Consider the following 26,410-nt stretch of genomic DNA (forward strand, 5'->3'; position numbering starts at 1 on the left):
GGGGCGGCGGGCCCCCCGGCACCCCCTGGGGTCCCGGGCCCCCCCGGGGGCGCCGGCCCCCCCCGGGGGGCCGCCCCCGGCGCCCGGGGGCCCCCCCCCCCCGGGCCCCCCGGGCCGAGTCGCCGCCGCGGGCGGGGAACCCGGCACTACGATCGGGCCGTTGACGGATCGGGAACCCGACTTCTTGGAGGACCACGTGGGTGTCAGCCTGAGCAAGGGCGGCAATGTCTCGCTCACCAAGGAGGCGCCCGGCCTGACCGCCGTGGTCGTCGGCCTCGGGTGGGACGTGCGCACCACCACCGGCACGGACTTCGACCTGGACGCCAGCGCGCTGCTCTGCACCGAGCAGGGCAAGGTCCGTTCCGACGCCGACTTCATCTTCTTCAACAACCTGAAGAGCGCCGACGGCTCGGTCGAGCACACCGGCGACAACCTCACCGGCGAGGGCGAGGGCGACGACGAGCAGATCAAGGTGAACCTGGCCGCCGTCCCGGCCGACGTCGCGAAGATCGTCTTCCCGGTGTCGATCTACGACGCGGAGAACCGGCAGCAGAGCTTCGGCCAGGTCCGCAACGCGTTCATCCGGGTGCTGAACCAGGCGGGCGGCGCCGAGATCGCCCGCTACGACCTCTCCGAGGACGCCTCGACCGAGACCGCGATGGTCTTCGGCGAGCTCTACCGCAACGGCGCCGAGTGGAAGTTCCGCGCGATCGGCCAGGGGTACGCCTCCGGCCTGCGCGGCATCGCCCAGGACTTCGGCGTGAACGTCTGACCGGGCGTCACCTCCGGTGCGGGCCGGGGCCGTTCGCGGCCCCGGCCCGTCGCGTTCCCGCGCGTCCCTACTCGGGGGGCAGGGCCATCACCTGGTTGCCCTGGACGGCGATCAGCAGGTCCTCGCCGCCCGCCAGGTGCCAGGGCAGCTCGGCGCCCGCGTTGGTCTGGAACACCCAGCGCACCTTGTGGTTCACCACGTCGACGGCGTAGATGCCGTGCGCGGGGCTGGGCACGAACAGGGTGTCCTTGACCAGCACCGGGTTGGTGTCCATCGACACCTCGACGGGCAGCTCCAGGTGCCACAGCTCGGCGCCGTCGGCGGCGTCGAAGGCCACCACCCGGGTCGGGGCGGCCGGGGTGTAGGTGGTGCCCTGGTAGGTCAGCGTCATGCCGCCGAGCACCGAGTACACGACGTGCCCGCCCGCCGCGGGGGGCGAGTACCACATGTGGGTCGAGCGGTCCGAGGTCTTCGTCCAGACCTGCTTGCCGTCGGATGTCCGCACGCCCTGGATGCCGTTCGGGTCGACCGAGCAGAACACCAGGCCGTCCTGCAGCACCGGCTGGTACTCCGAGCGCGAGTTGGTGGCGACGAACCAGGTCTGGGTGCCGTCGGCCAGTGAGCGGGCGACCAGGTTCTCCTTGCTGTCGGTGTAGAGCAGGGTGTCGGCGGTCAGGTCGGAGCTGACCGTGTAGTCGGCGGTCTGCTGGCGGTGCTGGTTCCACAGCATCGAGCCGTCCTTGCGGGACAGCGCCATGATGCCCTTGCCGGTCTTGGCGCCCATGTCGGGCATGCCGTTGGCGTCCAGCTGCAGGTAGGAGCACATCGCGTACACGGCGCGGTCGTCGGCGTTCAGCACCATGTCCGAGGCGATCTGGGTGCCGTTCGGCTTCCCGCGCTCGGACTGGTACTTCCACAGCACGGTGCCGGTGGCGGCGTCCACCGTGATCAGGTCGGAGACGGTGCCGTAGCTGATCGTGCCGCCCGCGCAGGCCAGGTTGTAGGCCATCGCGTCCTTGGTGATCCACTTCTCCTTGCCGTCGGCCAGGTTCACCGCGACCAGGTCGGCGCTGCCCAGGTGCAGCAGGCCGGGGGAGAAGGCCATGCCGAGGCTGCCGGCGTTGTTGGCAGCGGTCCGGTACGTCCACAGCGGGGCCGGGGGCATGCCGGGGGCGCGGCTCGGGGCGGCGCTCGACGCGGCGGCCGGGGAGGCGGCGCTGCCGGTCGGCGCGGGCTTCGGGGCCGGGTCCTTCTTCGCGCCGCCCAGCGCCCAGGCGGTCAGGCCGCCCGCACCGGCCAGCACCGCGGCGCCGCCGCCCAGCAGCAGCGCCCGGCGGGAGGGACGGGGGCTCCCGGCGGCCGGGGCGGCGTCGATCGGCGCGGTGGGGTGCCCGGTCGGCGCGACGGCCTCGGTCGCCGGGTGCGCGGGCGCCGGGGCGGCGGCGGGGCGCAGTCGGACGGTGCCGGGGTCGGCGGGCTGGGCCGACTGGGCGGGCTGGGCGGGTTCGGCGGGTTCGGCGGGCGAGACCTCGGTGGGGGTGGGAACGGCGGGTGCGGCGGCGCCGCCGCCCAGCCGCGGGTCGGCGGGGCGGACCGGGGCCTCCAGGTCCATCACCTCGGCGGCGTGGGTGGCGATCTCCGAGGCCAGCGCGACCGGCAGCCAGCCGGAGCGGGCCGGGGCGACCGACTCGCCCAGCAGCGCGCCGAGTTCGGCCGGGGTCGGGCGGGCGGCCGGGTCCTTGGCCAGGCAGGCGACCACCGCGGGCCGCAACGGCTCGGGCAGCCCGGACAGGTCGGGCTCGTCGTGCACCACCCGGTACAGCAGCGAGGCCGCGGACGGGGCGCCGCCGTCCTCGGCGCGGTCGAACGGGCCGTGGCCGGTGGCGGCGAAGACCAGCACCGAGCCGAGCGAGAACACGTCGCCCGCCGGGCTCAGGCGGCGTCCGGCGGCCTGCTCGGGGCTCATGAACCCGGGCGAGCCGACCACCACGCCGGTGGAGGTCATCCGGTCGCCGTCCAGCGCCCGGGCGATGCCGAAGTCGATCACCCGGGGGCCGTCGGCGGCCAGCAGCACGTTGGACGGCTTGAGGTCGCGGTGCACCAGCCCGGCCGCGTGGATCGCGGTCAGCGCCTGGGCCAGGCCCGTGCCGAGGGTGCGCACGGTCTCCACCGGCAGCGGCCCGTGGCCGCGCACCGCGTCGTCCAGCGCCGGGCCGAGCACGTACGCGGTGGCCAGCCAGGGCGACTCGCCGTCCCGGTCGGCGTCCACCACCGGCGCGGTGAAGGCCCCGCCGACGGACTGCGCGGCGGACACCTCGCGGCGGAAGCGCTCGCGGAAGTCGGCGTCCCCGGCGAGGTCGGCGCGCACCACCTTGACCGCGACCGTCCGGCCGCCGGCCGAGCGGGCCAGGTACACCCGGCCCATGCCGCCGACGCCGAGTCTGGCCAGCAGGTGGTAGGGGCCGACCGACTCGGGGTCGGTGCGGTCGAGCGGTTCGAACGGCATCGCTACCGTGCTCCCTCTGTTCGTCCGTGTGCGTGGTGCCGCGCGATGGTTCGTCCGGCGGTCCCGGCAGCGTACCGGCCGGGTTCCGGCCGCCCTCCGGCCGGTCCGGGGCGGTCCGGGGCGGGCGCGGGGCGGCCGGCGAGGCGGCGGGCGCTTGATAGATTCGGCCACGATCCGCACACCGGCCGGGTGCGCGCACGGGGTGGTCCGCAGCCGTCGGGCGGAGCGACCGGGCCGGGTGGGGAACGGAGTTCAGGAAGTTCAGTCGGGTGTGCAGCACTGCACGGCCGCTCGGGGGCGTAGATCTCTTGGGGTGCGTCCGCCGGACGCGCCCCGTCGGCCCTCCCGGGCGGTCGACGGCAGACCAGCGGTGCACACCCCGGGAGCCCCGGAGACGGGAGCTGGGAGGAAGTCCGATGTCCGTCACCCTCGCCAAGGGCGGGAACGTCTCGCTGACCAAGGCCGCGCCGAACCTGACGCAGGTGCAGATCGGTCTCGGCTGGGACGCCCGGTCCACCACCGGCGCGCCCTTCGACCTGGACGCCAGCGCGCTGCTGTGCTCCGGCGGCCGGGTCATCGGCGACGAGTACTTCGTGTTCTACAACAACCTGCGCAGCCCCGAGGGCTCGGTCGAGCACCAGGGCGACAACCTCACCGGCGACGGGGACGGCGACGACGAGGTCGTGCAGGTGCACCTCGACCTGGTGCCCGTGCAGATCGACAAGGTCGTGTTCGCCGTCTCCATCTACGACGCCGACGCCCGGCTGCAGAGCTTCGGCCAGGTCTCCAACGCCTACATCCGGGTGGTCAACCTGGCCGACGGCAGCGAGATCGCCCGCTACGACCTCTCCGAGGACGCGTCCAGCGAGACCGCCATGATCTTCGGCGAGCTGTACCGCTACCAGGGCGAGTGGAAGTTCCGGGCGGTCGGCCAGGGCTACGCCTCCGGTCTGCGCGGCATCGCGCTCGACTTCGGCGTCAACGTCCAGTAACCGCACCACAGTCAAGTCCGGAACGGGTCGATTCCGGCAGCCAGAAAGGTAGCTGACCCCGTGTTCCTCCGTACGTTCGGATGGTCCTTCGCCATCACGATCGCCGGCCTGATCGCCGCCGGCCTGATCTGGGGGGCCGAAGGATTCGGCGTCGTCCTGATCCTCTCGATCCTCGAGATCTCCCTCTCCTTCGACAACGCCGTCGTCAACGCGACCGTCCTCAAGCGGATGAACGCCTTCTGGCAGAAGCTGTTCCTGACGGTCGGCGTGCTGATCGCGGTCTTCGGCATGCGGCTGGTCTTCCCGCTGCTGGTCGTCGGCCTGACCGCGCACCTCAGCCCCGGCACCGTCATCTCGCTGGCGCTCGACTCCAGCAAGACCCACGACGGCCACACCTACGCCGAGTACCTGGACATGGCCAACCCGGCCATCGCGGCCTTCGGCGGCGTCTTCCTGCTGATGATCTTCCTCGACTTCATCTTCGAGGAGAAGGACTTCAACTGGCTGCGCTGGCTGGAGAAGCCGCTGGAGAAGATCGGCCGGCTGGACGCGCTCTCCTCGGTCATCGCCCTGGTGGTGCTCGCCCTGTCCTCCCGCTTCTTCGCCGGTGACCGCGCCGAGACGGTGCTGCTGGCCGGTCTCTGCGGCCTCGCCACCTACCTCGCCGTCAACGGCCTCTCCGAGGTCTTCGAGTCCGGCCTGGAGGAGCAGCACGAGGCCGAGGAGGAGGCCGAGCGCACCGGCAAGTCGATCGTCCAGGTCGGCGGCAAGGCCGCGTTCTTCCTCTTCATCTACCTGGAGGTCCTCGACGCGTCCTTCTCCTTCGACGGCGTGGTCGGCGCGTTCGCGATCTCCCAGGACATCTTCCAGATCACCCTGGGCCTCGGCATCGGCGCCATGTACATCCGGTCGCTGACGGTCTTCCTGGTCCGCAAGGGCACCCTGGACGACTACGTGTACCTGGAGCACGGCGCGCACTACGCGATCGGCGCGCTGGCGCTGATCCTGCTCGCCTCGATCAAGTACCACATCCCGGAGATCGTCACCGGCCTGATCGGCGTCGCCTTCATCGGCGCGGCCTTGGCCTCCTCGATGGTCCGCAACAAGCGCCAGCAGGCGCTGGAGGGCGCGGGCGCGGAGGGCTAGCGCCCGCCCGCACCGCGAACGCCGAGAGCCGCGGGCCCCCCGCCCCCCCCCCGGGGGGGGGGGCGGGGGGGGGGGGGGGGGGGGGGGGGGGCGCCGCGCCCCCCCCCCCCCCCCCCCCCGCGCCCCCCCCCCCCCGGCACCCCCCGGGGGGCCGCGGCTCTTTCGCTGCGTGCGGCGCGGTGCGTGCGCTGTGTGCGGCGCTTGCGGTGCGTGCGGTGCGGCTCTCAGCCGAGCTGCTGCTCGATCGCCCGGAGCTTGCGCTCCAGCGAGTCCAGCTTCGGCATCGACAGGGTGTCCTCGTCCATCGTCAGGTCGACGCTGGAGGAGTACGGCGAGGAGTACGAGGAACCGTACGAGGAGGAGCTGTCGCCGCTGCTCGACGAGGAGGAGCTGCTGGTGGACTCGACGGCGGCGCGGGGGCGGCGACCGGCGTTCAGGGCGGCGGGCTCCAGGGCGGAGGCGCTCACCCGGTCGAGGGTGGTCTCCTCGGCGGCTAGGGCAGGCTCCGTCGTGGACGCGGCGTCGCTGCCGGCCGCGGCCAGCGCGGGCACCTGGCGGGCGTGCCGGGCCCGGGCCAGCACGCCGCCCTGCCGGGCGATCGCCTTCAGCTCGGCCCGCTCGCGGCGGTCGGCGCTGCGGGCGCGCAGCTTCGCGTCCAGCTTCGCCTGGCGCTCCTCGCGCACCTCCTCGACGGCCTCGTCCAGGCTGCGGACGTTCTCCAGCAGCATCAGCGACCAGGCCGCGTAGGTCTCGCGCGGGGCGCGCAGCCAGCGGACCACCCGGATCTGCGGCAGCGGGCGGGGCACCAGGCCCTGCTCGCGCAGCGCGGCCCGGCGGGTCTGCTTGAGCGCCCGGTCGAACAGCACGGCCGCCGAGATCGACATGCCCGCGAAGAACTGCGGGGCGCCGTCGTGCGCACCGCCGCGCGGCGCGTGCACCCAGTTGAACCAGGCCGAGGCGACCGCGAACAGCCACACCAGCATGCGGGAGCCGAGCGCGGCGTCACCGTGGCTGGCCTCGCGGACGGCGAGCACCGAGCAGAACATCGCCGCGCCGTCCAGGCCGAACGGGACGAGGTACTCCCAGCCGCCGGACAGGTTCAGGTTCTGCTGGCCGAAACCGACCAGGCCGTGGAACGACAGCGCGGCGGCCACGCCGGCGCAGCAGAACAGCAGCACGTACGACGCGCCGCCGTAGATGGCCTCCTTGCGGCGGCGGCGCTCCTCGCTGCGCTCCCAGGAGTCGGTCGAGGCGCTGTCGGTCGACTTGTTGTTCTTGAAGCGCAGGAAGGCCACCAGGATGGCGGTGAACAGCAGGGCTGCACCGCCTACCACGGCCCAGACCAGCTGTATGGAGGAGAGGTTCATCGCGGGGAGGGCCTCGGCTTTCCGCAGGGCAGGGGGAAGAGAGGTGACGCACGGTACACCTGTGCGGAGAGACGATATCGCGTCCGGAGGGCGGGCATCGTACGGGAGTGACGAACCCTCTGCCAGCGGGGCTCGCCGGGGGCCTGACGTTGACTCAGGGCCCGCCGGGTGGGTATGGGAGAGTTCGAGAAGGTACCGGTGCTGGGGGAGGACGCGATGGTCTCGGTGTGGGAGTTCCTGAAAGGGGACCGCAACGACAGCTTCGACACCGGAGGGCAGTTCAAGGTCACGCTGACCAAGTCCCATCCGCAGCACGCCATCACCGGCTCCGCGGCCACCACCGGCTACCTGTACATCAACCTGCACTGGTCGACCCGCACCGCCGAGGCCCCCGGCGCGGGCAGCGCGCTGCGCCGCTTCTTCGACCCGCGGATCCTGCGCCCGCTGGCCCCGGCCACCGCCGGGTCCGCACCGGTGAGCGTCGACCTCGACCTGGCCTGCATGTACGAACTCGCCGACGGCACCCGGGGCGTGGTGCAACCGCTCGGCCGGCTCTTCGGCGACCTCAACCGGCCGCCCTACATCAAGCTCTCCGGCGACGACGTCTCCGGCGCGCCCTCCGGCGAGACCATGCACATCAACCTGGAGAAGAAGGACCAGTTCAAGCGGCTGCTGATCTTCGTCTACATCTACGACGACACCCCGGCCTTCGACCGCACCCACGCCGTGGTCACCATCGTCCCGCAGAGCGGTCCGCGGATCGAGATCAAGCTCGACGAGCGCGCCCCGGCGGCCCGTTCGTGTGCGGTGGTGCTGATCGAGAACGACGGCGAGGGCAAGCTGTCGATCCGGCGCGAGGTGCGGTACGTGCACGGGTTCCAGTCCGACCTGGACCGGCTGTACGGCTTCGGCATGCAGTGGGAGCGCGGCTACAAGACGCCCGCCGCCCCCGCCGAGCCCGGGAGTTGACGCACCGGTCGGCGGGTGACGGCGGGCGGGGACGGACGGCGGCGGGGCCCGGGGTCAGCGGGGTTGGAACTGCGGGCCCTGCGGCGGCAGCGCGAACGGCGGGCCGGACTGCTGCTGCGGGGGCTGGGGTTGCGGGGGCTGCGGCTGGGCCGGGGGCTGCTGCTGCGGGTAGCCGTAGCCCTGGGGCTGGGGTTGCTGCTGGGGGTAGCCGTAGCCCGGGGCGGCGGGCTGGGGGTAGCCGTAACCGCCGGGCTGGTGCGGGGGTTGCTGGGGCGGCGGGTAGCCGTAGCCCGGCTGCTGCTGCGGGTAGCCGTAGCCACCGGCCTGCTGGGAGTGGTGGACGGTCGGCGGCAGCGCGGGCGGGGGCGGCGGGGTGGTGACCGGCGGGGCCGGGGGCCGGGCGGGTCGGGCGGGCTGGGCCTGCTGGGGCTCGGGGGCGGGCTGCTCGGCGGCCGCGGCCGGGGCCGGAGTCGGGGCCGGAGTCGGCAGGGGCGCCGCCGGGGCGATCGTCCAGTCGTCCTCGTCGACCGGGAGCGGCGCGGGCGCCTGCGAGGGCTGGGCGGGGACGCGCGGGTCGCCGCTGTGGTCGGTCAGGTCGACCGCGGAGCCGCCCCGGTTCCCGTCCCCGTCCCCGTTCTCGTCCTCGACCGCGATGCCGAAGTCGGTGGCCAGCGCGACCAGCCCGTCCGCGTAACCCTGGCCGACCGCGCGGAACTTCCAGCCGCCGGAGCGCCGGTAGAGCTCGGCGGCGACCAGCGCGGTCACCTGCTCGCCCTCGTCGACCACGAACTCGGCCAGCGCGGGCGCCCCGGCGGGCGCGGCCGCGTCGAACAGCAGCACCCGCAGGTCGGGCACGGCGGGGAAGGCGCCGCCCTCCGCGGAGCCGGCCAGCACCACCCGGTCGACCTCGGCGGGCAGTTGGGCCAGGTCGATCTCCAGCCCGTCCAGCACCACCCCGTCCGCGACCTGCTTGGGCAGGTGCCGGACCAGGCCGGACGGGTGCCGCGGCTGGTTGTAGAACACGAAGTCGGAGTCGTCGCGGACCTTGCCGCGCTCGCTCAGCAGCAGCGCCGAGGCGTCCACGTCCGGGATGCCCGGGGTGTCCGTCCACCGCAGGACGGCACGGACGGCGGGGACCGTCAGCGGGATGTTGGCGCCCTTGGCCATCACGTGCGTCATAGCGCACCATCCTGCCGCCTGCCGGGGGCCCGGGACAACGCGGGGCGCGGAGGGCGTGGCGGGGCGGCTGATGACGGGGCCGACAATCTTGCGAGAATTCGATGTTTCGAACTCTTTCGCCGAGGTCATCCGGTCGTACGATAAGCGGCCAACGGCCCCGGTGCTCCCCGCCCGCGACGGCGTCGGCGTCCCGGTGAACTTTCCGGTGACGCCGACCGTCCCATGGGGAGAGGCGTCAGCCGTCCCCGCCCAGGCGGGCCCACCAGACCAGAGCGGGAGAGCACCTTGCGCCACTTCGGGCATCTCGCGGACGACGTCCGCAGTCGGCTCTTTCACGAGCAGCCCGCCGCCTTCGACCGCGACAGCGAGGCGGCCGTCCTCGCCACCGCCCTCGGCGCCACGCTCTACAGCCCCGCCACCCGGCCCACCCTGGCCCGCGACGTCCGCAAGCAGGCCGCCCGCGGCGTGGTCTCCATGGTGCTCTGCCTGGAGGACGCGATCGCCGACCACGAGGTCGACGGCGCCGAGCGGAACCTGGTGGAGCAGCTCACCGGCCTCGCCGAGCAGGACGCCGACGCCGAACTGCCGCTGCTGTTCGTCCGGGTCCGGGCCCCCGAGCAGATCACCGACCTGGCCCGGCGCCTCGGCCCCGCGCTGCGGCTGCTCAGCGGCTTCGTGGTGCCCAAGTTCACCGAGGACAGCGGCCTGCCCTTCCTGGAGGCGCTGACCGCCGCCGAGGAGCGCAGCGGGCAGCGGCTGTTCGTCATGCCGGTGCTCGAATCGCCCGAACTCGCCCACCTGGAGAGCCGCCGCGAGCAACTGCACGGCATCGCCCGGCTGCTCGACAAGCACCGCGGACGCGTCCTGGCCGTCCGGCTCGGCGTCACCGACCTGTGCTCCGCGTACGGGCTGCGCCGCTCGCCCGACCTGACCGCCTACGACGTCGCCCTGGTGGCCGGGGTGATCGGGGACGTGGTCAACGTGCTCGGCCGGGCCGACGGCACCGGCCACACCGTCACCGGGCCGGTCTGGGAGTACTTCCCGCTCCAGGAGCGGATGTTCAAGCCCCAGCTGCGCCGCACCCCGTTCGCCGAGGTCACCCCGCCCGCCGACCGGGTCCGCCAGCGGCTGATCGAGCACGACCTGGACGGGCTGATCCGGGAGATCGAGCTCGACCGGGCCAACGGGCTGCTCGGCAAGACCTGCATCCACCCCAGCCACGTCGCCGCCGTGCACGCGCTGTCCGTGGTCACCCACGAGGAGCTGTGCGACGCCCGGGACATCCTGCAGCAGCACCGCGGGGGCGGCGGGGTCAGCCGCTCCGCGTACACCAACAAGATGAACGAGGCCAAGCCGCACCGGGCCTGGGCCGAGCGGGTGCTGCTGCGCGCCGAGGTGTTCGGCGTCGCCCGGCCCGAGGTCACCTTCGCGGAGCTGCTGTCCGCCTGCATCGGGTGAACGCCCCGCGCGGGGGCGGTCGTTGACGGAGGGTCAACCGATCGGCTGATGGGCCGGTCGGTCGAACGGCGCCGCCTTCCTGGCCGGTCGGCTGATCCGGGTGCCCCGGCGCGCCCCGTACGCTCGACATCGAACCGCACGGACGTGCGGTCGCGTCCGTCCCACTGGCACCACCTGCACCACCCGTACCGCCCTCGTACCGCCTGCACCGCCCTCGTACCGCCTGCACCGCCCTCGTACCGCCTCGCTCGTCGAGAGGAGCCCCGATGACCGCCGACACCACCACCGCCACCCCCGGGCCCGTCGGGGCCGACCCCTGGACCGGCCAGTGGGTCACCGACCGGCTCGGCCTGCGCCTGACCGGCGGGCCCGAACTGGCCGGGCTGATCGGCCTCGCGCTGCGGGTCAACCCCAAGCGCGCCCACCTGCTGGTCTCCCAGGTGCTGGGCAAGCACGTTCCGCAGCGGCCCGCGACGGTGCACGGCGCCGGGCTCGACCTCGGCCGCCGGGTCGCCGAACTGCTCGGCCCCGAGGACGCCGCGCGCGCCGTCGTGCTCGGCTACGCCGAGACCGCCACCGCCCTCGGGCACAGCGTCGCCGACGGCCTCGACGCCCCCTACCTGCACTCCACCCGCCGCCCCGTCCCCGGCGTCGCCCCGGTCGGCGGCTTCGAGGAGGAGCACTCGCACGCCACCAGCCACCTGCTGCTCCCCGAGGACCCGCTGCTGCTGGCCGGGGACGGCCCGCTGGTGCTGGTCGACGACGAGTTCTCCACCGGCACCACCGTCATCAACACCATCCGCGCCCTGCACGCCGCCCACCCGCGCGAGCGGTACGTCGCCGTCGCCCTGGTCGACCTGCGCACCCCCGCCGACCGCGAGCGCCTGCGCGCCGCCGCCACCGAGCTCGGCGCCCGCCTCGACCTGGTCGCCACCGCCGCGGGCGGCGTCGAACTGCCCGAGGACGTACTGCAGCGGGCCGGGGAGCTGATCGCGGCCGCCCCCGCCCCGCCGCCCCCCACCGGCCCGCCCGGCGAGCTCACCCGGTTCGACCTGCCCTGGCCCGCCGACCTGCCCGACGGCGGCCGCCACGGCTTCACCCCGGCCCACCGCCGCCGCCTCGACGCGCTCCTGCCCGCCCTCGGCGCCCGCCTCGCCGCCGCCGTCGGCCCCCGCCCCGGCCGGGTCCTGGTGCTCGGCTGCGAGGAGCTCATGTACGCCCCGCTCCGGCTCGCCGGAGCCCTGCAGCAGGCGCTGCCCGAGGCCGAGGTGCGCTTCTCCACCACCACCCGCTCCCCGGTGTTCGCCCTGGACGACCCCGGCTACGCCATCCGCACCCGGCTCGCCTTCACCGCCCACGACGCCCCCGCCGACCGCTCCACCGAGCGCTACGCCTACAACGTCGCCCCCGGCGCCGACCCCGCCCGCCGCTTCGACACCGTCGTCCTGGTCGTCGACGACCCGGCCGACACCCCCGCCCTGCACCACGGCCCCGATGCCCTGCTGCCCGCCCTGCGCACCACCACCGACCGGGTGGTGCTCGCCGTTCTCCCGTCGTACCGCCCCGCGCCACCCGCCCGACGCCCCGCTGCCCGAGCATGACCCCGTACCCGTCGAAGGCACCCAGCATGACCGCACGCACCGCCCCGCCCACCGCCCGCCCGCTGCACGGCCCGGCCTTCTCCAGCTACCCGGCCGCCGACGTCACCTGGCTGCTCAAGGACCTCTCCGACGTCCACCTCGAAGCGCCCACCGAGGAGCGCGAGGAGGCCGTGCAGTCCGGCGGCGCCCACTACGCCGAGTCGCTGCCCGTCGAGTACCAGCCCAGCGCCGCCTACCAGCAGCTCTTCCACACCGCCCTCGACGCCTCCGCGACCCGCCTGGCCACCGCGGTCGGCACCGTCGCCGAGACGCTGCTGCGCGAACGCGGCCCGCACCTGGTGCTCGCCTCGCTCGCCCGGGCCGGCACCCCCGTCGGCATCCTGATCCGTCGGTGGCTCGCCCACGCCCACGGCCTCGACGTGCCGCACTACACCGTCTCCATCGTCCGCGGCCGCGGCATCGACCAGGTCGCCCTGCGCCACCTCGCCGCCCACCACCGCCCCGCCGACGTCGTCTTCGTCGACGGCTGGACGGGCAAGGGCGCCATCACCCGCGAACTCGAACAGGCCCTGGCCGGCACCGGCTTCGACCCCGAGCTCGCCGTCCTCGCCGACCCCGGCGGCTGCGTGCGCACCTACGGCACCCGCGACGACTTCCTGATCCCCTCCGCCTGCCTCAACTCCACCGTCTCCGGCCTGGTCTCCCGCACCGTGCTGCGCGCCGACCTGATCGGACCGGACGAGTTCCACGGCGCCAAGTTCTACCGCGAGCTCGCCGGGGCCGACGTCTCCCGCCAGTTCGTCGACGCCGTGGCCGCCGCCTTCCCGGCCGTGGCCGACGCGGTCGCCGCCGAGACCGCCCGGCTCGCCACCGCCGACCGCACCCCCACCTGGGAGGGCTGGGCCGCCGTCGAGCGGATCAGTGCCGAGTACGGCATCGACAGCGTCAACCTGGTCAAGCCCGGCGTCGGCGAGACCACCCGCGTCCTGCTGCGCCGCGTCCCCTGGCGGATCCTCGCCCGCCGCGGCGCCGGGGCCGACCTCGACCACGTCCGGCTGCTGGCCGAGCAGCGCGGCGTCCCGGTCGAGGAGACCGACGAGCTGCCGTACACCTGCGTCGGCCTCATCCACCCGCGCTACACCCGCGGCGCCACCGGCGCGGACGGCACCGCCGTCCACACCTGACCCCCGCCCCCGAACGAAGGAGACCCCGCCCGTGCCGCAGTTCCTGGTCGCCAGCGACCTCGACCGCACCCTCGTCTACTCCAACCGCGCCCTCGGCCTGGACGTGCCCGACCGGCTCGCCCCACGGCTGCTCGCGGTGGAGGTGCACGACGGCCGGGCGCTCTCCTTCATGACCGAGCAGGCCGCGGCCCTGCTCGCCGAGATCGCGGACCGGGCCCCGGTCGTCCCCGTCACCACCCGCACCCGCGCCCAGTACGAGCGGATCCACCTCCCCGGTCCCACCGCCGACTGGATCCCGCCGTACGCGGTCTGCGCCAACGGCGGCCACCTGCTCGTCGACGGCCGCCCCGACCAGGACTGGCAGCGGGAGGTCCGCACCCGCCTCGACGAGCGCAGCGCCCCGCTCGCCCAGGTCGTCGAGCACCTCGCCCTCGCCGCCGACCCCGAGTGGACCCACAAGCGGCGCGTCGCCGACGAGCTCTTCGCCTACCTGGTCGTCGAACGCGCCGAGCTCCCGCCCGGCTGGGTCGACGAACTCACCGCCTGGTGCGCCGAACGCGGCTGGACGGTCTCCCTCCAGGGCCGCAAGGTCTACGCCGTCCCCGCCCCGCTCTCCAAGGGCGCCGCCCTGGCGGAGGTCCGGCGGCGCAGCGGCGCCGGGACGGTCCTGGCGGCGGGCGACTCCCTGCTCGACGCCGAACTCCTCCTCGCCGCGGACCTGGCCTGGCGCCCCGGCCACGGCGAACTCGCCGAGACCGGCTGGACGGCGGAGGGCGTCACCGCGCTCACCGAGACCGGCGTCGGGGCGGGGGAGGAGATCCTCCGGCAGATGCTCAAGCACATCGGCTGACGCGCTGCGGGGCTCGGACCCGGGCCCCGCACCGCGTCCGGACCGCGACCGGCGCGCGGCCGCGACCGGCGCGCGGCCCCGGCCCCGGTGCGCGGGTCCGGCGTCAGCCGCAGCAGCCCCCGCCGCAGCAGCCGCCACCGCCCCCGCCGCTGGGGGCCGGGGCCGCGGAGGCCTTCGCACCGGTGACGGCGACGGTGGAGAGCAGCTTGACGGTGTCGGCGTGCCCCTCGGGGCAGGTGGCCGGGTCGTTGGCCCGGGCCATCGGGCGGTTGAGCTCGAAGGTGGCGCCGCAGGAGCGGCAGCGGAAGTCGTAACGAGGCATACCGAGCAGGGTACCCAGGGGGCCGCCCGGCAACGGGTCAGTGGCCGCGGATCATCGTGACCACTTCGGCCGCGGTCTCCCGGACGGCGGCGAGCTCGGTCAGGAAGCGCCAGTAGTCGGGGTGCCGACCGGACTCCTCCAGCGCGGCGACGGCCCGGTCCAGGCGGCCCACCGCGGCGTCGAGCGGCCCGGCGTGGCGCGGGTCGGGGGCCTGCCGCCCGGCCATCGCCAGGCGCTGGGCGTCGCGGATCGCGAACCGGGCCCGCTCGATCTCCCGGTGCGGGTCGTGCTGCACCTCGTTGAGCTGCCGCAGCCGCTCGTTGACCGCGGTGACCGAACCCCCCGCGGTGTCCAGCAGCGCGCGCACGGTGCCGATCGCCGCCGTCGCGTCCGCCCAGCGCTGCTCCTCGCGGGCCCGGCCCGCCTCGGTCAGCTTGGCCCGGGCGGTGCGGACGGCCTCGGCGGTCTGCGCGGGCACCTGCTGGAGGTCCTGCCAGCAGGCCGTCGAGAACCGGCGGCGCAGTTCGCTGAGCGCCGGGTCGACGGTCTGGGCCCGGTTCTCCAGGGCGTCGATGCGGGTGCGCAGCGAGGCGACCCGGCGGTCGATCTCCGCGGCCCGCTCCGGCAGTTGCACGGCCTCGGCCCGGATGTCCTCGGCCCGCCGGGCGACGTCCTCGGCCCGCTGCAGGGTGGCGGGCACGCCGTGCTGGGAGACGCCCTGGTTCAGCCTGGTCAGCTCGGGCGCCAGCTCGGCCAGCCGGGTCGCCAGGTCGTCCGCCCGCAGGCCCGCGCCGCGCGCCTGCTCCAGGGCGGTGGTGGCCGCGAGCAGCGCCTGCTTGGCCCGTTCGACGGCGGGCGTGACCCGGATCAGCTGGGCCTCGGCGTGCTCGAGGACCGGCTGCAGGCGGCTGACGAAGGTGCCGAGCTCGGCGCGCTTGGCGTCCAGTTCGCGCTTGGCCTGGTCGAGCTGCTGCCTGGCCCGGGCGACGGCCCCCGGGTCGACCTCCGCGGACTCCAGGTCGACGGCGTCCAGCGCGCTCAGGTACGCGACGGTGACCTGGTCGATCCGGGCGGTCAGGTCCGCGAACTCCTGCTCCACCCGGCGGGCGGTGGCGGGCTCGCCGGCGGACTTCACGGTCTCCACGGCGAGCAGCGCGTCACGCTGGGCCGAGTCCAGCTCGTAGAACGACTCCTGCGCGGCCTCCCGGGCCGCCCTGGCGTCCGCGCGCGCGCCGTCCCGACGGCCGCCGCCCCACCAGCCGCCCCGACCCCCGCCACCGCCGCCGGCCACCCTCACCACGCGCTCCCTGCTCCGGATCCGTCCCGCCGCTTCCCCGCCATTCTTGCCGATCACCCGCCCCACCCGGCACCCCCCGTCCGTCTCCCCTGCCGGACGGGGGCGGCGCGGCACTCCCCGGACCGGGTAGTCTGTCCACTCGTCGTGTGACCGGCCGCGCCGGCCACTTCGGCGGGCGCATAGCTCAGCGGTAGAGCGCCGCCCTTACAAGGCGGATGTCGGCGGTTCGAAACCGTCTGCGCCCACCCTGAAGATGCAGGTCAGAGGCCCTTTCACCCTCCGGGGGAAGGGGCCTTCGGCGTTGCGGCGAGCAGGTGGCACGCACCGGTGGCCCGCAACTCCCCGAGGCGGAGCCCATCGGATCGAAACCGCCGGTGACCTCCAGGGAACCGCAGCGCGGAGGCCCTTCGGCCGAGCGGGCTCTCGAGTTCCGGCACGAACCCGGCACGCACCGTCACTGTGGAAGAGGCGTTACCGGCCTCCGGCGCAGCCGGCCGCTGGGGCACCTCGCCCGCCTTCCTCCCGGCTCTCCCCACCACCTTGGTCCGTTGCCGCCGGGCCGTGCCCCTGGCTGCTCTTGTGGCGGGGTGGGAAGAGACAACGGACGGGGCGTGGTGGCGAGGCGAGCCGCTGCTCCCGCAGAGCGACGGTGCTGGACATCCACGGCAGACCGCCCACCGGCGCCCCGCCCAGTGGCAGGGGGACGGAACTCGGGCCGGGCTGATGCAGGAGGTCCAGGTCCGCGGCGGGGCAGTGGCGCGGTGGAGCGGGCGGCTCGGTGAACTCCACGGTCACCGGGCGCGACAGCATGCCGCGGGCGCCCGCACAAGGGGACTGACGGCAGGGGGCTGCCGCTCCCGATCGTGCTCCCGGCCGCGTCGTGCGTTCCCGGCCGCGTCGTGCGCGTTCCGCATCCCGCGAACTGGCGCCGGACACCTGGGCGCGGAGCCGCCCGGGACGTGACAACTGGTCCGACAAACGGCGGACCGTTGTCGGAACCCGTAGGTCGCGGGCGGTCATTTCGTTGCTGCCACCGCGTTCGAACCGCTCGACGGCATCGAGCCGCGCCTACTCCCGATGCCGCTATTCCTGGGCAGTGAACCTGTAAATGGTGAAGCGGATACATTCTCATTCCGAGGCCCAGGATCGGGATCGAAAGGGGTGGACCGACCGCGTCAAGGGTCCCGACAAGAGCCTCAAGCCGAAGACGGTAGTTGTGAAGTGGCAGCCGAACATGCCCAAGGCGCAATTTGCCCGCAAGGCGCAGAAGCTTCGCACGATGAGTCGGAGGGGCGAACTGTACAAGGCCTCCAATCCGGTGTCGCGTGACGGTAATATCACCTTCGATTACAGAGGGGCCCTGATCCGAAAGATATACAATAACAACAGGGACAATCCGGACCTGGCTCGCGCCGCGCATGCGGCAGTTGACTCAATGCATCCGGATCACATTTCGGAGCTGCAGACCGGCGGCCGCGACCATTGGGAAAACCTCCAGATGCTGGACGCCGACACCAATACGGAGATCGGCAGAAAGATATGGCAGGCCATTATGCACGAACCTGATGGGACCCCGATCAAGATCAAGGTGAAGTGGTGACGGATTCGGTTCGGGCTTCCGTGCTTTTCGACATGCTTCGGGAGGCGCTGGAGCGATACGGCGATGAGCACGACCTGTTCATGCTGAGGATCCCGGAGGGCAGGGACCCGGACGACCTGCCGGAGGATCTTCCCCCGGGGCTCGCAGATTTGCTGGAAGCCAGCGACGGGCTCCCCTTGACCGGTAATACCCGCCTCTACGGCGCCGACAGTTTGCCGTACCAGCAGGTGAACGATATTCTCGTCGGCGCGACCATGCCGGACGGCAGCAAGCTTGCCGACGCATCGGACTTCTTCTGTTTCGGGCAGGCGGCCGAGAACCCGCTGCTGGTGAAACGGAGTGATGGAAGCGTCTGGCGGGTCCCGGATGACGGAGTGGTCTGGTACACGGGCTGCCGACTCGAACGGATCGCTGACAGCCTGAACGATTTCGCCGTGGAGTGGCTTGCCACCGAACGCTTCCTCGACCTGCTGGGGCCGAACCTGGTGGGGGCAGCCGACACCGATTGGTACCGTCTGCTCAAGTTGAGCGGCCTCGTCCCCTGAAAGACCCGAGTCTTCGCCGAATCTAGGAGCACCGTGGCTACGCATGCTGAATTGACCGAACTTTTCGGAGCAGGGGGGATCGTCTCCGTGCCGCGCTCCGACGCGGATGCGAACGGCGTGCCCGACGAGGCTGCCCGAGTGCTCGCCGAGGTCGGTCTGCCGGCTGAGGTCGGGGCTGTCTTCAGCCTGGCCGTCCCCGGTCGGCCCAAGGCGTTCACGCTCGTGCCGGTCGACGTCGGCGACCGCACCGTCAACGTCCTGTGCCTCGGTGGTCCGACCGACAGCGACGACATGCGCTACTGCCTGGACCTGGAAGACGGCTACGTCATCCTGCTCGACCTCGGGGACGAGCCCGGTGCGGAGATCGTCAATACCACGCTGGCCGAATTCGTCGAGTTCCTGTACCGCTTCGGGCTGCGGATGAAGCACACCGCCGGCAGTACGGACAGGCAGAGTGACGATTACACCGAACAGCTCCGCACGTACCTCGAAGCACGCGATCCCCTGGCGTTCAGCGAGGAGGACAACTGGTGGAGCATGGTCTTCGACCGCCTGCTGGGTAAGGAGTTCTAGGTTTTCGACCGGCGGTGGACCGAGGACCGGGCAGCCGTGCGCTCCGCCGTTCCCGGGCGGCGGTTCCGCGACACCCGACCGACCGGGGCGCCCCGGCCGGGGCCGTTGCGCGGGCGGGGGCGGAGCCGGTTGCATGGGGGCATGGCAGACGCGGGGGCCGGGCGGCCGGTGGTGTACCTGTTCGGGTCGGGGGCGGGCGTGGTGTCCGGGATCGGCGGGGCGGTGCGGGCCGGGCTGGGGCGGGGGTGGGACGTGGCGGTGGGGCTGACGCCGGTGGCGCGGGAGTGGCTGGCGGCGCAGGTGCCGGAGTGGGAGGAGTTGACCGGGCACCCGGTGAAGTCCGCGTACCGGCGCCCGGGGCAGCCGGACGTGCTGCCGCCCGCCGACGCGGTGCTGTTCGCCCCGGCGACCTTCAACTCGGTCAACGCCCTGGCGCTGGGCCTGACGTCGTCCTGGGTGGTCGGCTACGCGGCGGAGGCGGTCGGCAAGGGCGTCCCGGTCCTGCTGATGCCCTGCGTGAACACGGCCCTCGCCGCCCACCCCCAGTTCCCCCGCAGCCTGGCGGCGCTGCGCGAGGCGGGCGTCCGCGTGCTGTTCGGCGAGGGAGCCTTCGTGCCGAACGAGCCCGGCGCGGCCGCCCCCTACCCGTGGGACGCCGCGCTGGACGCGGTCGCGCGGGTGCTGGAACCGGGTGTGACGGGCGGGACGGGAGGGGCCGGGGCGTGAGCGGGCGGGTTCGGGTGGGGGCGGCGGAGTGCCGACGGGAGTGGGCGAGGCTGCGGGAGGAGTGGGGGCCGGGGCGTGAGCACGGCTGGATCGGTTCGTCGCTGGGGGAGTTGATCGCGGCGGCGGTGGACGAGCCGGTGCTGCTGCGGCTGTTCCCGTACACGTCGATGAACGAGCTGCACGTGTCGCAGAGCGGCGACTTCCGGCAGTACGGCGGCGAGGGTTTCCCCGGGGTGGTCGGATGGGAGGGCGGCTACCACGTGGTCGAGGGGGCGGGCGGGGACCGCAGGACGGTGCTGTCGACACCCGATCCGGCGCGGGCACTGGCGTGCTTCGTGGAGCTGGTGGAACGGCGCCTGGTGGAACGGCGCCCGGCGGAGCGGCGGGCGCCGTGAGCGGCGGCCGGGGTCAGAGGAGCTTGCGCGGGGCGACGGCGGGGCCGGGGTCGGCGGGGTCGCGGTGCGGGTGGAGCAGGGCGGCCGCGGTGCGGAGCCGGGCGGCGGTGCGGGCGGGGAGGACGAGGGTGTAGAGGTGGCCCTCGCCGCGGGGGCCTTCGACGAGCCAGGAGGTCCAGGGGAGTTGGAGGGTGGCGGCGGGGCTGAAGGCGAGGGGGCGGTGGCCGGCCAGCGGGAGGTCCTGCAGGCCGAGGCGGCACCAGTTGGAGAGGGTCAGGGTGCGGCGGGACGGGTCGAAGCCGACCGGGACGCAGGCCGCGGCGCGGTCGCGGCCGACCCGTTCGAGGAAGCGCAGGTTGCTCCGGACGCTGAGGTGCTTCTCGGTGAACTCCTCGACGGCGGTGCGCAGTTCGGCGGCGTACCGGGCGGGTGCGGTGCCCGGCCGGTAGGGGAGGCGGATCTCGCCGAGCAGGTTGCCGAGGGTGGTGTCGGGCAGGCCCAGGACGCGGCGGAGGTTGACCGGCACGGTGAGGGTCTGCTCCTCGTCGCCCGCGCCGTCGACCTCGCGCAGGACGTGCAGCAGGTGGGCGCAGAGGGCGTCGTTGGTGGAGAGGCGGCGGCCGGCCTCGGCGCTGTGGGCGGCGCGCAGGCGTGCGGTCTCGGCGGGGGAGAACCAGATCTGGACGGTGCGGTTGGCGAGCCCGGCCGCGGCGACGGCGCGGCGCAGTTCGGCGGCCTCGGCCGGGTCGGGCAGGCGCAGGGAGGGGGTGCCGCAGTCCGCGGCGGGGAGGTGGGCGTCGAGGTGGAGGTCGCGGTCGGCGGCGCGGACGGGTTCGGGGGGCTCGGTGCCCTCGGTGCAGGCGGACCACGTGCGCACCAGCAGGGCGAAGGTCTGCATGTCGCCGACGGCGTGGTGCCAGGAGACGCCGAGCGCGCAGGTGCCGTCGGCGAGCCGGTTGAGCCGGACGGTGAGCAGCGGCAGCGGCGCGCGGCGGGCCTCGGCGGCGCGGACGTGGTCGACCAGGCCGCTGTTGGGCAGCACCATCCGGTCGAGGGCCTCGGCGAGGGTGTACGGGGCGTCGGCGACGGTGAAGGGGACGCCGCTGTCGTCGGTGTCGATCCACAGGTCGCCGTCGTCGCCGGTGCGCAGGCGCCCGGCGAACTCGGGGAGCCGCTCCAGCGCGCGGGCGAGTCCGGCGGCGAGGGCGTCGGGGTCGAGCGGCTGCGCGTGGAAGAAGACCACGGAGACGGGCAGGTCGGCGAGGAGCAGGTCGCCGACGGCGCAGCGGACGGGCCCGGGCCTGTCCGCCCGCCCGGCCCGGACGGTGCGGGTCTCGGTGTCGGACGCCAGTGTGCCGGTCATGCAGGTCCCCTCCCCGGATCGACGGGGGAACGATAGGGCGCCGCGGCCGGGGGAACCAGAGGTGCCCGAACGACCGGTTCCGGTTCGGATGGCTATGTGGCGTTTCTCATACTCGTGCCCGAAAAGGCGGAAACCGGGTGGTGTGCGGTTTTCGTCCCCTGGCGGAGGGCGGTCCTGGGGGTCGAAACGAAGGCGTTATGCGTCAGAAGACCATGCAATCCATGGAAAATGACCCTATCATCTCGAGGAAACCCAGGCGATCTCCCGGCTTCGGCCCCGGCCTGCTGCGGAAACAGTGGGAGCTACGGTTCCGGCATGGTTCAGCTCCACAACCGCCCGGGCGTCGACGAAGCCCCCGGCGCCCAATCCCCGGGGGGCGTCCGCTCCAAGGGCCTCGACGGCAACTCGGTCGGCCTGCTCGGCAACGCGGTGATCGGCGTGTCCACCGTCGCCCCGGTGTACTGCCTGACCACCACCCTGGGCACCACGGTGGCCGCGGTCGGCCTGCGGATGCCGGCGCTCTTCCTGGCCGGCTTCCTGCCGATGATGCTGGTGGCCTTCGCCTACCGGGAGCTGAACAAGGAGATCCCGGACAGCGGCACCTCGTTCACCTGGACGGTCAAGGCGTTCGGCCCCAAGGTCGGCTGGATGTGCGGCTGGGGCCTGGTGATCGCGACGATCATCGTGCTGTCCAACCTCGCAGGCGTCGCCACCGAGTACCTCTACCTCTTGCTGGGCGAGGTCACCCGCAGCGACTCGGTCGCCGCGCTCAACGGGAACAAGCTGGTCCACGTGGCCACCTGCCTGGCGCTGATCGCGGTGGCCACCATGATCAGCTACCGCGGCATGACCGCCACCAAGGGCGTCCAGTACGCCCTGGTCGGGCTGCAGCTCGCCGTCCTCGGCCTGTTCGGCGTGATGGCGATCGTCAAGGCCGCGGGCCACGGCGCGGCCGGTTCGCTGGACTTCTCCTGGAGCTGGCTCGACCCGTTCCGGGCCAGCTCCTTCAGCTCCTTCGTGGCGGGCCTGTCGCTGTCGCTGTTCATGTACTGGGGCTGGGACGCCTGCCTGAGCGCCAACGAGGAGACCGGCGGCAGCGAGAAGACCCCCGGCCGGGCCGCGATGCTGGCCATGGCGGTGCTGGTCGGCTCCTACCTGTTCACCGCCGTCGCGGTGCAGATGTACGCGGGCATCGGCACCACCGGCACCGGCCTGGGCAACCCCGAGACCTCCTCCAACGTGCTGGCGGTGCTGGCCGGTCCGGTGATGGGCACCGGCCTGGGCGTGCTGCTGTTCGTCGCCGTGCTGGCCTCCGCCTCGGCGAGCCTGCAGACCACCTTCATCCCGGTCAGCCGCACCGTGCTGGCGATGAGCGTGTACGAGGCCCTGCCCGCCTCCTTCGCCGCCGTCAACGAGCGCCACAAGACCCCGGGCCGGGCGATCGTCACCGCCGGGGTCGGCACCGGCGCGTTCTACACCGTGATGACCCTGGTCAGCTCGCACGTGCTGGCCGACACCATCGCCGCGCTGACGCTGATGATCTGCTTCTACTACTCGCTGACCGCGTTCGCCTGCGCCTGGTACTTCCGCCGCGACCTGCGCCGCTCGGTCCGCGACGCGCTGCTCAAGTGCGTCTTCCCGCTGCTCGGCGGCCTCACCCTGGCCGCGATCTTCGGCAAGTCGCTGGTCGACATGGTCGACCCCTCGTACGGCAGCGGCAGTTCGGTGTTCGGTGTCGGCTCGGTGTTCGTGGTCGGGGCCGGGCTGCTGGCCCTCGGCCTGGTGGTGATGGCCGTGATGACGCGCCGCAGCCCGGCGTTCTTCCGCGGCGAGGTGCTCACCCGGGACACCCCCGCCCTGGTCATCCCCGACTGAGCCGGGGAGCAGCGAAGGGCCCGGACCGCGGAACCGCGGTCCGGGCCCTTCGGCGTCCTGCGGCGGGCTCAGTACGCCACGGTGAAGCGCTCGCCGAGGTGCTTCGGCTCCTCGACCTCGTCCAGCAGCGCCACCGCGTAGTCCTCGGTGGAGATCCGGCTCTCGCCGTCCGCGCCGATCACCAGGTCCTCCAGGCCGGTGCGGTAGGTGCCGGTGCGCTCGCCGGGGGCGATGGTGCCCGCGGGGGAGAGGTTGGTCCAGCGCAGGTCGGTGACGGTGCGCAGGTAGTCCAGCGCGTCGCCGTGCGCGTGCATGATCTGCAGCAGGAACTCCGGCAGGCCCTCGGCGTCCCAGACCCGCTTGCCGTCGGGGGTGCGCAGCGAGCCCGCGCCGCCCACCGTGACCAGCCGCGGCGCGTCGGCGCCCAGCGTGCGCAGCCCGGCCACCAGCGATTCGAAGGACGGCTCGATCAGCGCCTGGTGGCCCGGCCCGTCGCCGCCGCCGACCGCGCTGACCACCACGTCCGCGCCCTTGGCGCTGTCGGCCACCGAGGCCGGGTCCAGCACGTCGCCGGTCACGACGGTCAGCGCCGGGTGGGTGAACGTCAGCTTCGCGGGGTCGCGGACCACCGCGGTCACGGTGTGGCCGCGGCGCAGCGCCTCGTCCAGCACGCGGGAGCCGATGGTGCCGGTGGCGCCGTACAGGGTGATGGTGCTCATCGTGGACGTCTCTCCTCTGGTGGGTTCGCCGCTTGGCGTTTTCGGTCGACAGCTCGACCGTACGGGCCCGCCCGGCAGGCGGGCGAGGTGCCGGGCCGACAGGGCCTGGTGAAAAACGGACAGCCGGGCGGGGCGGACCTCCGGCCCCGGGGCGCAGCTCTGCAACGTTTTGTTGAAACCTACCTTGACGGCCCCGGCGCGGCCGTCTTAGTTTGCTTTCGCATTCCAAAACTATTCTTCCGCATCGTGGAAGATGCGTCGACGGCAGGAGTAGCCGATGCCCCGCATGACAGCCGCCCGCGCGGCCGTGGAGATCCTCAAGCTCGAAGGCGTCGAGGTGGCGTTCGGCGTGCCCGGCGCCGCGATCAACCCCTTCTACGCCGCGCTCAAGGCCTCCGGCGGCATCCGGCACACCCTGGCCCGGCACGTCGAGGGCGCCTCGCACATGGCCGAGGGCTACACCCGGGCGGAGGCGGGCAACATCGGCGTCTGCATCGGCACCTCGGGCCCGGCCGGCACCGACATGATCACCGGCCTGTACTCGGCGATCGCCGACTCGATCCCGATCCTGTGCATCACCGGCCAGGCGCCCGTCGCCCGGCTGCACAAGGAGGACTTCCAGGCCGTCGACATCGCCTCGATCGCCAAGCCGGTCACCAAGGCCGCCACCACCGTGCTGGAGGCCGCGCAGGTCCCCGGCGTGTTCCAGCAGGCCTTCCACCTGATGCGCTCCGGCCGCCCCGGCCCGGTCCTGATCGACCTGCCGATCGACGTGCAGCTCACCGAGATCGAGTTCGACCCCGAGGCGTACCAGCCGCTGCCGGTCTACAAGCCCGTCGCCAACCGGGTCCAGATCGAGAAGGCGATCGCGCTGCTCCAGGAGTCCGAGCGGCCGCTGATCGTGGCGGGCGGCGGCGTCATCAACGCGGACGCCTCCGAACTGCTGCTGGAGTTCGCCGAGTTGACCGGCGTCCCGGTCGTCCCGACGCTGATGGGCTGGGGAATCGTCCCCGACGACCACGCGCTCAACGCGGGCATGGTCGGCCTGCAGACCTCGCACCGCTACGGCAACGAGAACTTCCTCGCCTCCGACTTCGTGCTCGGCATCGGCAACCGCTGGGCCAACCGCCACACCGGCGGCCTGGACGTCTACACCGCGGGCCGGAAGTTCGTCCACATCGACGTGGAGCCCACCCAGATCGGCAAGATCTTCGCCCCGGACCTGGGCATCGCCTCCGACGCGAAGGCCGCGCTGGTGCTGCTGCTGGAGGTCGCCCGCGAACTGGCCGCCGCCGGACGGCTCAAGGACCGCCGGGAGTGGGCCGCGAGCACCCAGGAGCGGCGGGCCGGGCTGCAGCGCAAGACCCACTTCGACGACGTGCCGCTCAAGCCGCAACGCGTCTACGAGGAGATGAACCGCGCCTTCGGCCCCGAGACCCGGTACGTCACCACCATCGGCCTCTCGCAGATCGCGGGCGCCCAGATGCTGCACGTCTACAAGCCCCGCCACTGGATCAACTGCGGCCAGGCCGGCCCGCTCGGCTGGACCATCCCCGCCGCCCTCGGCGTGGCCACCGCCGACCCGGAGGGGCAGGTGGTCGCGCTCTCCGGCGACTACGACTTCCAGTTCATGGTCGAGGAGCTGGCGGTCGGCGCCCAGCACCGCATCCCGTACGTGCACGTGCTGGTCAACAACTCCTACCTGGGGCTGATCCGGCAGGCGCAGCGCAACTTCGACATCGACTTCCAGGTCAAGCTGGAGTTCGAGAACGTCAACGCCCCCGAGCTGGGCGTCTACGGCGTCGACCACGTCCGGGTCGCCGAGGGGCTGGGCTGCAAGGCGATCCGGGTGACCCGCCCCGAGGACCTGCTGCCCGCGTTCGAGGAGGCCAAGAAGCTGGCCGCCGAGTTCCGCGTCCCGGTGGTGGTCGAGGCGATCCTGGAGCGCGTCACCAACATCTCGATGGCCGCCGCGGACATCGACAAGGTCATGGAGTGGGAGGAGCTGGCCACCGCCCCGGGCGACGCCCCGACCGCGATCCGCCCGCTCAAGGCCTAGAGCGCGGGTGCAGGGCCCGGCCGGCGAGCCAGAGCGCGAGCACGGCGGTGCTCACCAGCAGGACCGGGGCGGCGAGGTGGGTGATGGACCAGGCGACGAGGGCGAGGGCGAGCAGGGCGACGAGCAGCACGGTGGCACCTCCGAGTTCGGTGAACGAGTGTTCGCTGAATGCCGGTCAGTACTCTAGTGGGGCTGGCCAGATTCGGCAAACGACTGTTTACTGAACCCCGTGACGAGCCACCCGGACCCCGCCCCCGCCCCCGCCCCCGTTGCCGCGCCCGCCCCCGGTGCCAGGCAGGCGCAGAAGCGGGCCAGTCGCCGCGCCCTGCTGGACGCCGCCCTCGGGCTGCTGGAGCGGCAGAACCTGAGCGGTCTGGGGGTGCGCGAGGTGACCCGGGCCGCGGGGCTGTCGCCCGCCGGGTTCTACCGGCACTTCGCGGACCTCGCGGAGCTGGGCGTGGTGCTGGTCGAGGAGTCGCTGGCGAACCTGCACGTGATGGTCCGGGCGGTGTTCGCGGGCAGCGGCGAGGCCGAGCTGCTGATCGACCGCTCGGTCGAGGTGATCGCCGCGCACGTGGCGGAGCACCCCGCGTACATGCGCTTCCTGGCCCGCGAGCGGCACGGCGGGGTGCGGCCCGTCCGGGAGGCGGTCGCCGCCGAACTGGCGCGGTTCGCCGAGGAGTTGGCGGGGCTGCTGGCCGTCCAGCCGGACACCGCCGACTGGTCGGCGGCCGACCGGCGGATGCTGGCGGAGCTGTACGTGGACCGGATGGTCTCCACCGCGCTGGCGCTGGTCGAGGCGGACGCGGAGGAGCGGGCGGCGATCGCGCGCACGGTGCGGACCCAGCTGCGGCTGATCAACCTGGGCAGCCGCCACTGGAAGGCGAGTTGACGGTCTGTCAAGGCGGGCGG

The 26,410-nt window shown here is 73.4% G+C and carries 22 protein-coding genes, 1 tRNA gene and 1 pseudogene; 16 read left to right on the top strand and 8 right to left on the bottom strand.

Annotated elements, in window-relative coordinates; genetic code table 11:
• Positions 1–196: 196 nt before the first annotated feature.
• Entirely contained in the window at positions 197–772 is a 576-nt protein-coding gene (locus ACFY00_RS00310) for a TerD family protein (protein WP_388026550.1), read from the top strand.
• 67 nt (positions 773–839) lie between these two features.
• Here ACFY00_RS00310 and ACFY00_RS00315 read toward each other — a convergent pair whose 3' ends face one another.
• Positions 840–3,278, bottom strand: a complete 2,439-nt coding sequence (locus ACFY00_RS00315; protein ID WP_388025609.1) for a PQQ-binding-like beta-propeller repeat protein — start codon at positions 3,276–3,278, stop codon at positions 840–842.
• A gap of 416 nt (positions 3,279–3,694) precedes the next feature.
• On the opposite strand from ACFY00_RS00315, the gene ACFY00_RS00320 reads away from it, so the two are divergent.
• Both ACFY00_RS00320 and ACFY00_RS00325 read left to right on the top strand, forming a co-directional pair.
• Positions 3,695–4,270 (top strand): TerD family protein, encoded by a 576-nt coding sequence (locus tag ACFY00_RS00320; RefSeq protein ID WP_033222315.1) that lies wholly within the window; start codon positions 3,695–3,697, stop codon positions 4,268–4,270.
• A 60-nt stretch (positions 4,271–4,330) separates the two neighbouring features.
• The gene (locus tag ACFY00_RS00325; RefSeq protein ID WP_388025612.1) at positions 4,331–5,416 is read left to right on the top strand and encodes a DUF475 domain-containing protein; all 1,086 of its coding nucleotides are present in this window, start codon (positions 4,331–4,333) and stop codon (positions 5,414–5,416) included.
• A gap of 224 nt (positions 5,417–5,640) precedes the next feature.
• Here the strand turns inward: ACFY00_RS00325 and ACFY00_RS00330 are convergent, their stop codons facing one another.
• Positions 5,641–6,783 carry a DUF2637 domain-containing protein gene (locus tag ACFY00_RS00330; protein WP_388025614.1) on the bottom strand — a complete coding sequence of 381 codons (1,143 nt, stop codon included), beginning with the start codon at positions 6,781–6,783 and terminating at the stop codon, positions 5,641–5,643.
• A 216-nt stretch (positions 6,784–6,999) separates the two neighbouring features.
• On the opposite strand from ACFY00_RS00330, the gene ACFY00_RS00335 reads away from it, so the two are divergent.
• Complete coding sequence (locus ACFY00_RS00335; protein ID WP_388026552.1) at positions 7,000–7,752, top strand: Tellurium resistance; 753 nt, start codon at positions 7,000–7,002, stop codon at positions 7,750–7,752.
• A 54-nt stretch (positions 7,753–7,806) separates the two neighbouring features.
• Here ACFY00_RS00335 and ACFY00_RS00340 read toward each other — a convergent pair whose 3' ends face one another.
• Complete coding sequence (locus tag ACFY00_RS00340; RefSeq protein ID WP_388025617.1) at positions 7,807–8,931, bottom strand: TerD family protein; 1,125 nt, start codon at positions 8,929–8,931, stop codon at positions 7,807–7,809.
• 285 nt (positions 8,932–9,216) lie between these two features.
• Between ACFY00_RS00340 and ACFY00_RS00345 the strand changes: the two genes are divergently transcribed.
• The 3 genes and pseudogenes from ACFY00_RS00345 to ACFY00_RS00355 all read left to right on the top strand — a co-directional run bounded on the left by ACFY00_RS00345 (position 9,217) and on the right by ACFY00_RS00355 (position 14,024).
• On the top strand, positions 9,217–10,389 hold the full coding sequence (locus tag ACFY00_RS00345; RefSeq protein ID WP_388025619.1) for an HpcH/HpaI aldolase/citrate lyase family protein: 1,173 nt from the start codon (positions 9,217–9,219) through the stop codon (positions 10,387–10,389).
• Between the two features lie 266 nt (positions 10,390–10,655).
• A pseudogene (locus tag ACFY00_RS00350) lies at positions 10,656–13,174 on the top strand (phosphoribosyltransferase).
• A gap of 31 nt (positions 13,175–13,205) precedes the next feature.
• Entirely contained in the window at positions 13,206–14,024 is an 819-nt protein-coding gene (locus ACFY00_RS00355; protein WP_388025622.1) for an HAD family hydrolase, read from the top strand.
• Between the two features lie 103 nt (positions 14,025–14,127).
• On the opposite strand, the gene ACFY00_RS00360 is transcribed toward ACFY00_RS00355, so the two are convergent.
• Complete coding sequence (locus ACFY00_RS00360; protein WP_388025624.1) at positions 14,128–14,346, bottom strand: zinc ribbon domain-containing protein; 219 nt, start codon at positions 14,344–14,346, stop codon at positions 14,128–14,130.
• 37 nt (positions 14,347–14,383) lie between these two features.
• Complete coding sequence (locus ACFY00_RS00365) at positions 14,384–15,643, bottom strand: hypothetical protein (RefSeq protein ID WP_388025627.1); 1,260 nt, start codon at positions 15,641–15,643, stop codon at positions 14,384–14,386.
• Positions 15,644–15,816: 173 nt separating this feature from the next.
• On the opposite strand from ACFY00_RS00365, the gene ACFY00_RS00370 reads away from it, so the two are divergent.
• The 6 genes from ACFY00_RS00370 to ACFY00_RS00395 all read left to right on the top strand — a co-directional run bounded on the left by ACFY00_RS00370 (position 15,817) and on the right by ACFY00_RS00395 (position 19,482).
• Positions 15,817–15,888: transfer RNA gene (locus tag ACFY00_RS00370), tRNA-Val, on the top strand.
• 863 nt (positions 15,889–16,751) lie between these two features.
• Entirely contained in the window at positions 16,752–17,243 is a 492-nt protein-coding gene (locus ACFY00_RS00375) for a hypothetical protein (protein ID WP_388025630.1), read from the top strand.
• Positions 17,240–17,788, top strand: coding sequence for a hypothetical protein (locus ACFY00_RS00380; RefSeq protein WP_388025632.1), 549 nt, complete (start codon positions 17,240–17,242; stop codon positions 17,786–17,788). Before ACFY00_RS00375 ends, ACFY00_RS00380 begins: the two co-directional genes overlap by 4 nt.
• Positions 17,789–17,839: 51 nt before the next feature.
• On the top strand, positions 17,840–18,361 hold the full coding sequence (locus ACFY00_RS00385; RefSeq protein WP_388025634.1) for an SUKH-4 family immunity protein: 522 nt from the start codon (positions 17,840–17,842) through the stop codon (positions 18,359–18,361).
• Positions 18,362–18,502: 141 nt separating this feature from the next.
• Positions 18,503–19,087: a flavoprotein gene (locus ACFY00_RS00390; protein WP_388025636.1), complete on the top strand. Its 585-nt coding sequence runs from the start codon at positions 18,503–18,505 to the stop codon at positions 19,085–19,087.
• Positions 19,084–19,482, top strand: coding sequence for a DUF6193 family natural product biosynthesis protein (locus ACFY00_RS00395; protein WP_388025639.1), 399 nt, complete (start codon positions 19,084–19,086; stop codon positions 19,480–19,482). Before ACFY00_RS00390 ends, ACFY00_RS00395 begins: the two co-directional genes overlap by 4 nt.
• A 13-nt stretch (positions 19,483–19,495) precedes the next feature.
• Here the strand turns inward: ACFY00_RS00395 and ACFY00_RS00400 are convergent, their stop codons facing one another.
• On the bottom strand, positions 19,496–20,845 hold the full coding sequence (locus ACFY00_RS00400; protein WP_388025642.1) for an acyltransferase: 1,350 nt from the start codon (positions 20,843–20,845) through the stop codon (positions 19,496–19,498).
• Positions 20,846–21,160: 315 nt separating this feature from the next.
• Between ACFY00_RS00400 and ACFY00_RS00405 the strand changes: the two genes are divergently transcribed.
• On the top strand, positions 21,161–22,720 hold the full coding sequence (locus ACFY00_RS00405; protein ID WP_388025645.1) for an APC family permease: 1,560 nt from the start codon (positions 21,161–21,163) through the stop codon (positions 22,718–22,720).
• A 68-nt stretch (positions 22,721–22,788) separates the two neighbouring features.
• Here ACFY00_RS00405 and ACFY00_RS00410 read toward each other — a convergent pair whose 3' ends face one another.
• On the bottom strand, positions 22,789–23,439 hold the full coding sequence (locus ACFY00_RS00410) for an NAD(P)-dependent oxidoreductase (RefSeq protein ID WP_388025648.1): 651 nt from the start codon (positions 23,437–23,439) through the stop codon (positions 22,789–22,791).
• A gap of 277 nt (positions 23,440–23,716) precedes the next feature.
• Between ACFY00_RS00410 and gcl the strand changes: the two genes are divergently transcribed.
• Positions 23,717–25,498 (top strand): glyoxylate carboligase, encoded by a 1,782-nt coding sequence (gene gcl, locus ACFY00_RS00415; protein WP_388025651.1) that lies wholly within the window; start codon positions 23,717–23,719, stop codon positions 25,496–25,498.
• Here the strand turns inward: gcl and ACFY00_RS00420 are convergent.
• Positions 25,488–25,628 (bottom strand): hypothetical protein, encoded by a 141-nt coding sequence (locus ACFY00_RS00420; RefSeq protein ID WP_388025654.1) that lies wholly within the window; start codon positions 25,626–25,628, stop codon positions 25,488–25,490. The genes gcl and ACFY00_RS00420 overlap by 11 nt on opposite strands.
• A 99-nt stretch (positions 25,629–25,727) precedes the next feature.
• Between ACFY00_RS00420 and ACFY00_RS00425 the strand changes: the two genes are divergently transcribed.
• Entirely contained in the window at positions 25,728–26,390 is a 663-nt protein-coding gene (locus ACFY00_RS00425; RefSeq protein WP_388025656.1) for a TetR family transcriptional regulator, read from the top strand.
• The last annotated feature ends 20 nt before the right edge of the window (positions 26,391–26,410 follow it).

Origin of the sequence: Kitasatospora sp. NPDC001540, assembly GCF_042894345.1 — a bacterium.
In the GTDB taxonomy this organism is placed as follows: Bacteria; Actinomycetota; Actinomycetes; order Streptomycetales; family Streptomycetaceae; genus Kitasatospora; species Kitasatospora phosalacinea_C.

Coding starts and splice junctions, on each gene's coding strand:
- gcl (WP_388025651.1), top strand. CDS start 23,717: ATGCCCCGCATGACAGCCGCCCGCGCGGCCGTGGAGATCCTCAAGCTC.
- ACFY00_RS00335 (WP_388026552.1), top strand. CDS start 7,000: ATGGTCTCGGTGTGGGAGTTCCTGAAAGGGGACCGCAACGACAGCTTC.
- ACFY00_RS00375 (WP_388025630.1), top strand. CDS start 16,752: ATGGTGAAGCGGATACATTCTCATTCCGAGGCCCAGGATCGGGATCGA.
- ACFY00_RS00400 (WP_388025642.1), bottom strand. CDS start 20,845: ATGACCGGCACACTGGCGTCCGACACCGAGACCCGCACCGTCCGGGCC.
- ACFY00_RS00330 (WP_388025614.1), bottom strand. CDS start 6,783: ATGAACCTCTCCTCCATACAGCTGGTCTGGGCCGTGGTAGGCGGTGCA.
- ACFY00_RS00315 (WP_388025609.1), bottom strand. CDS start 3,278: ATGCCGTTCGAACCGCTCGACCGCACCGACCCCGAGTCGGTCGGCCCC.
- ACFY00_RS00320 (WP_033222315.1), top strand. CDS start 3,695: ATGTCCGTCACCCTCGCCAAGGGCGGGAACGTCTCGCTGACCAAGGCC.
- ACFY00_RS00410 (WP_388025648.1), bottom strand. CDS start 23,439: ATGAGCACCATCACCCTGTACGGCGCCACCGGCACCATCGGCTCCCGC.
- ACFY00_RS00360 (WP_388025624.1), bottom strand. CDS start 14,346: ATGCCTCGTTACGACTTCCGCTGCCGCTCCTGCGGCGCCACCTTCGAG.
- ACFY00_RS00405 (WP_388025645.1), top strand. CDS start 21,161: ATGGTTCAGCTCCACAACCGCCCGGGCGTCGACGAAGCCCCCGGCGCC.
- ACFY00_RS00340 (WP_388025617.1), bottom strand. CDS start 8,931: ATGACGCACGTGATGGCCAAGGGCGCCAACATCCCGCTGACGGTCCCC.
- ACFY00_RS00390 (WP_388025636.1), top strand. CDS start 18,503: ATGGCAGACGCGGGGGCCGGGCGGCCGGTGGTGTACCTGTTCGGGTCG.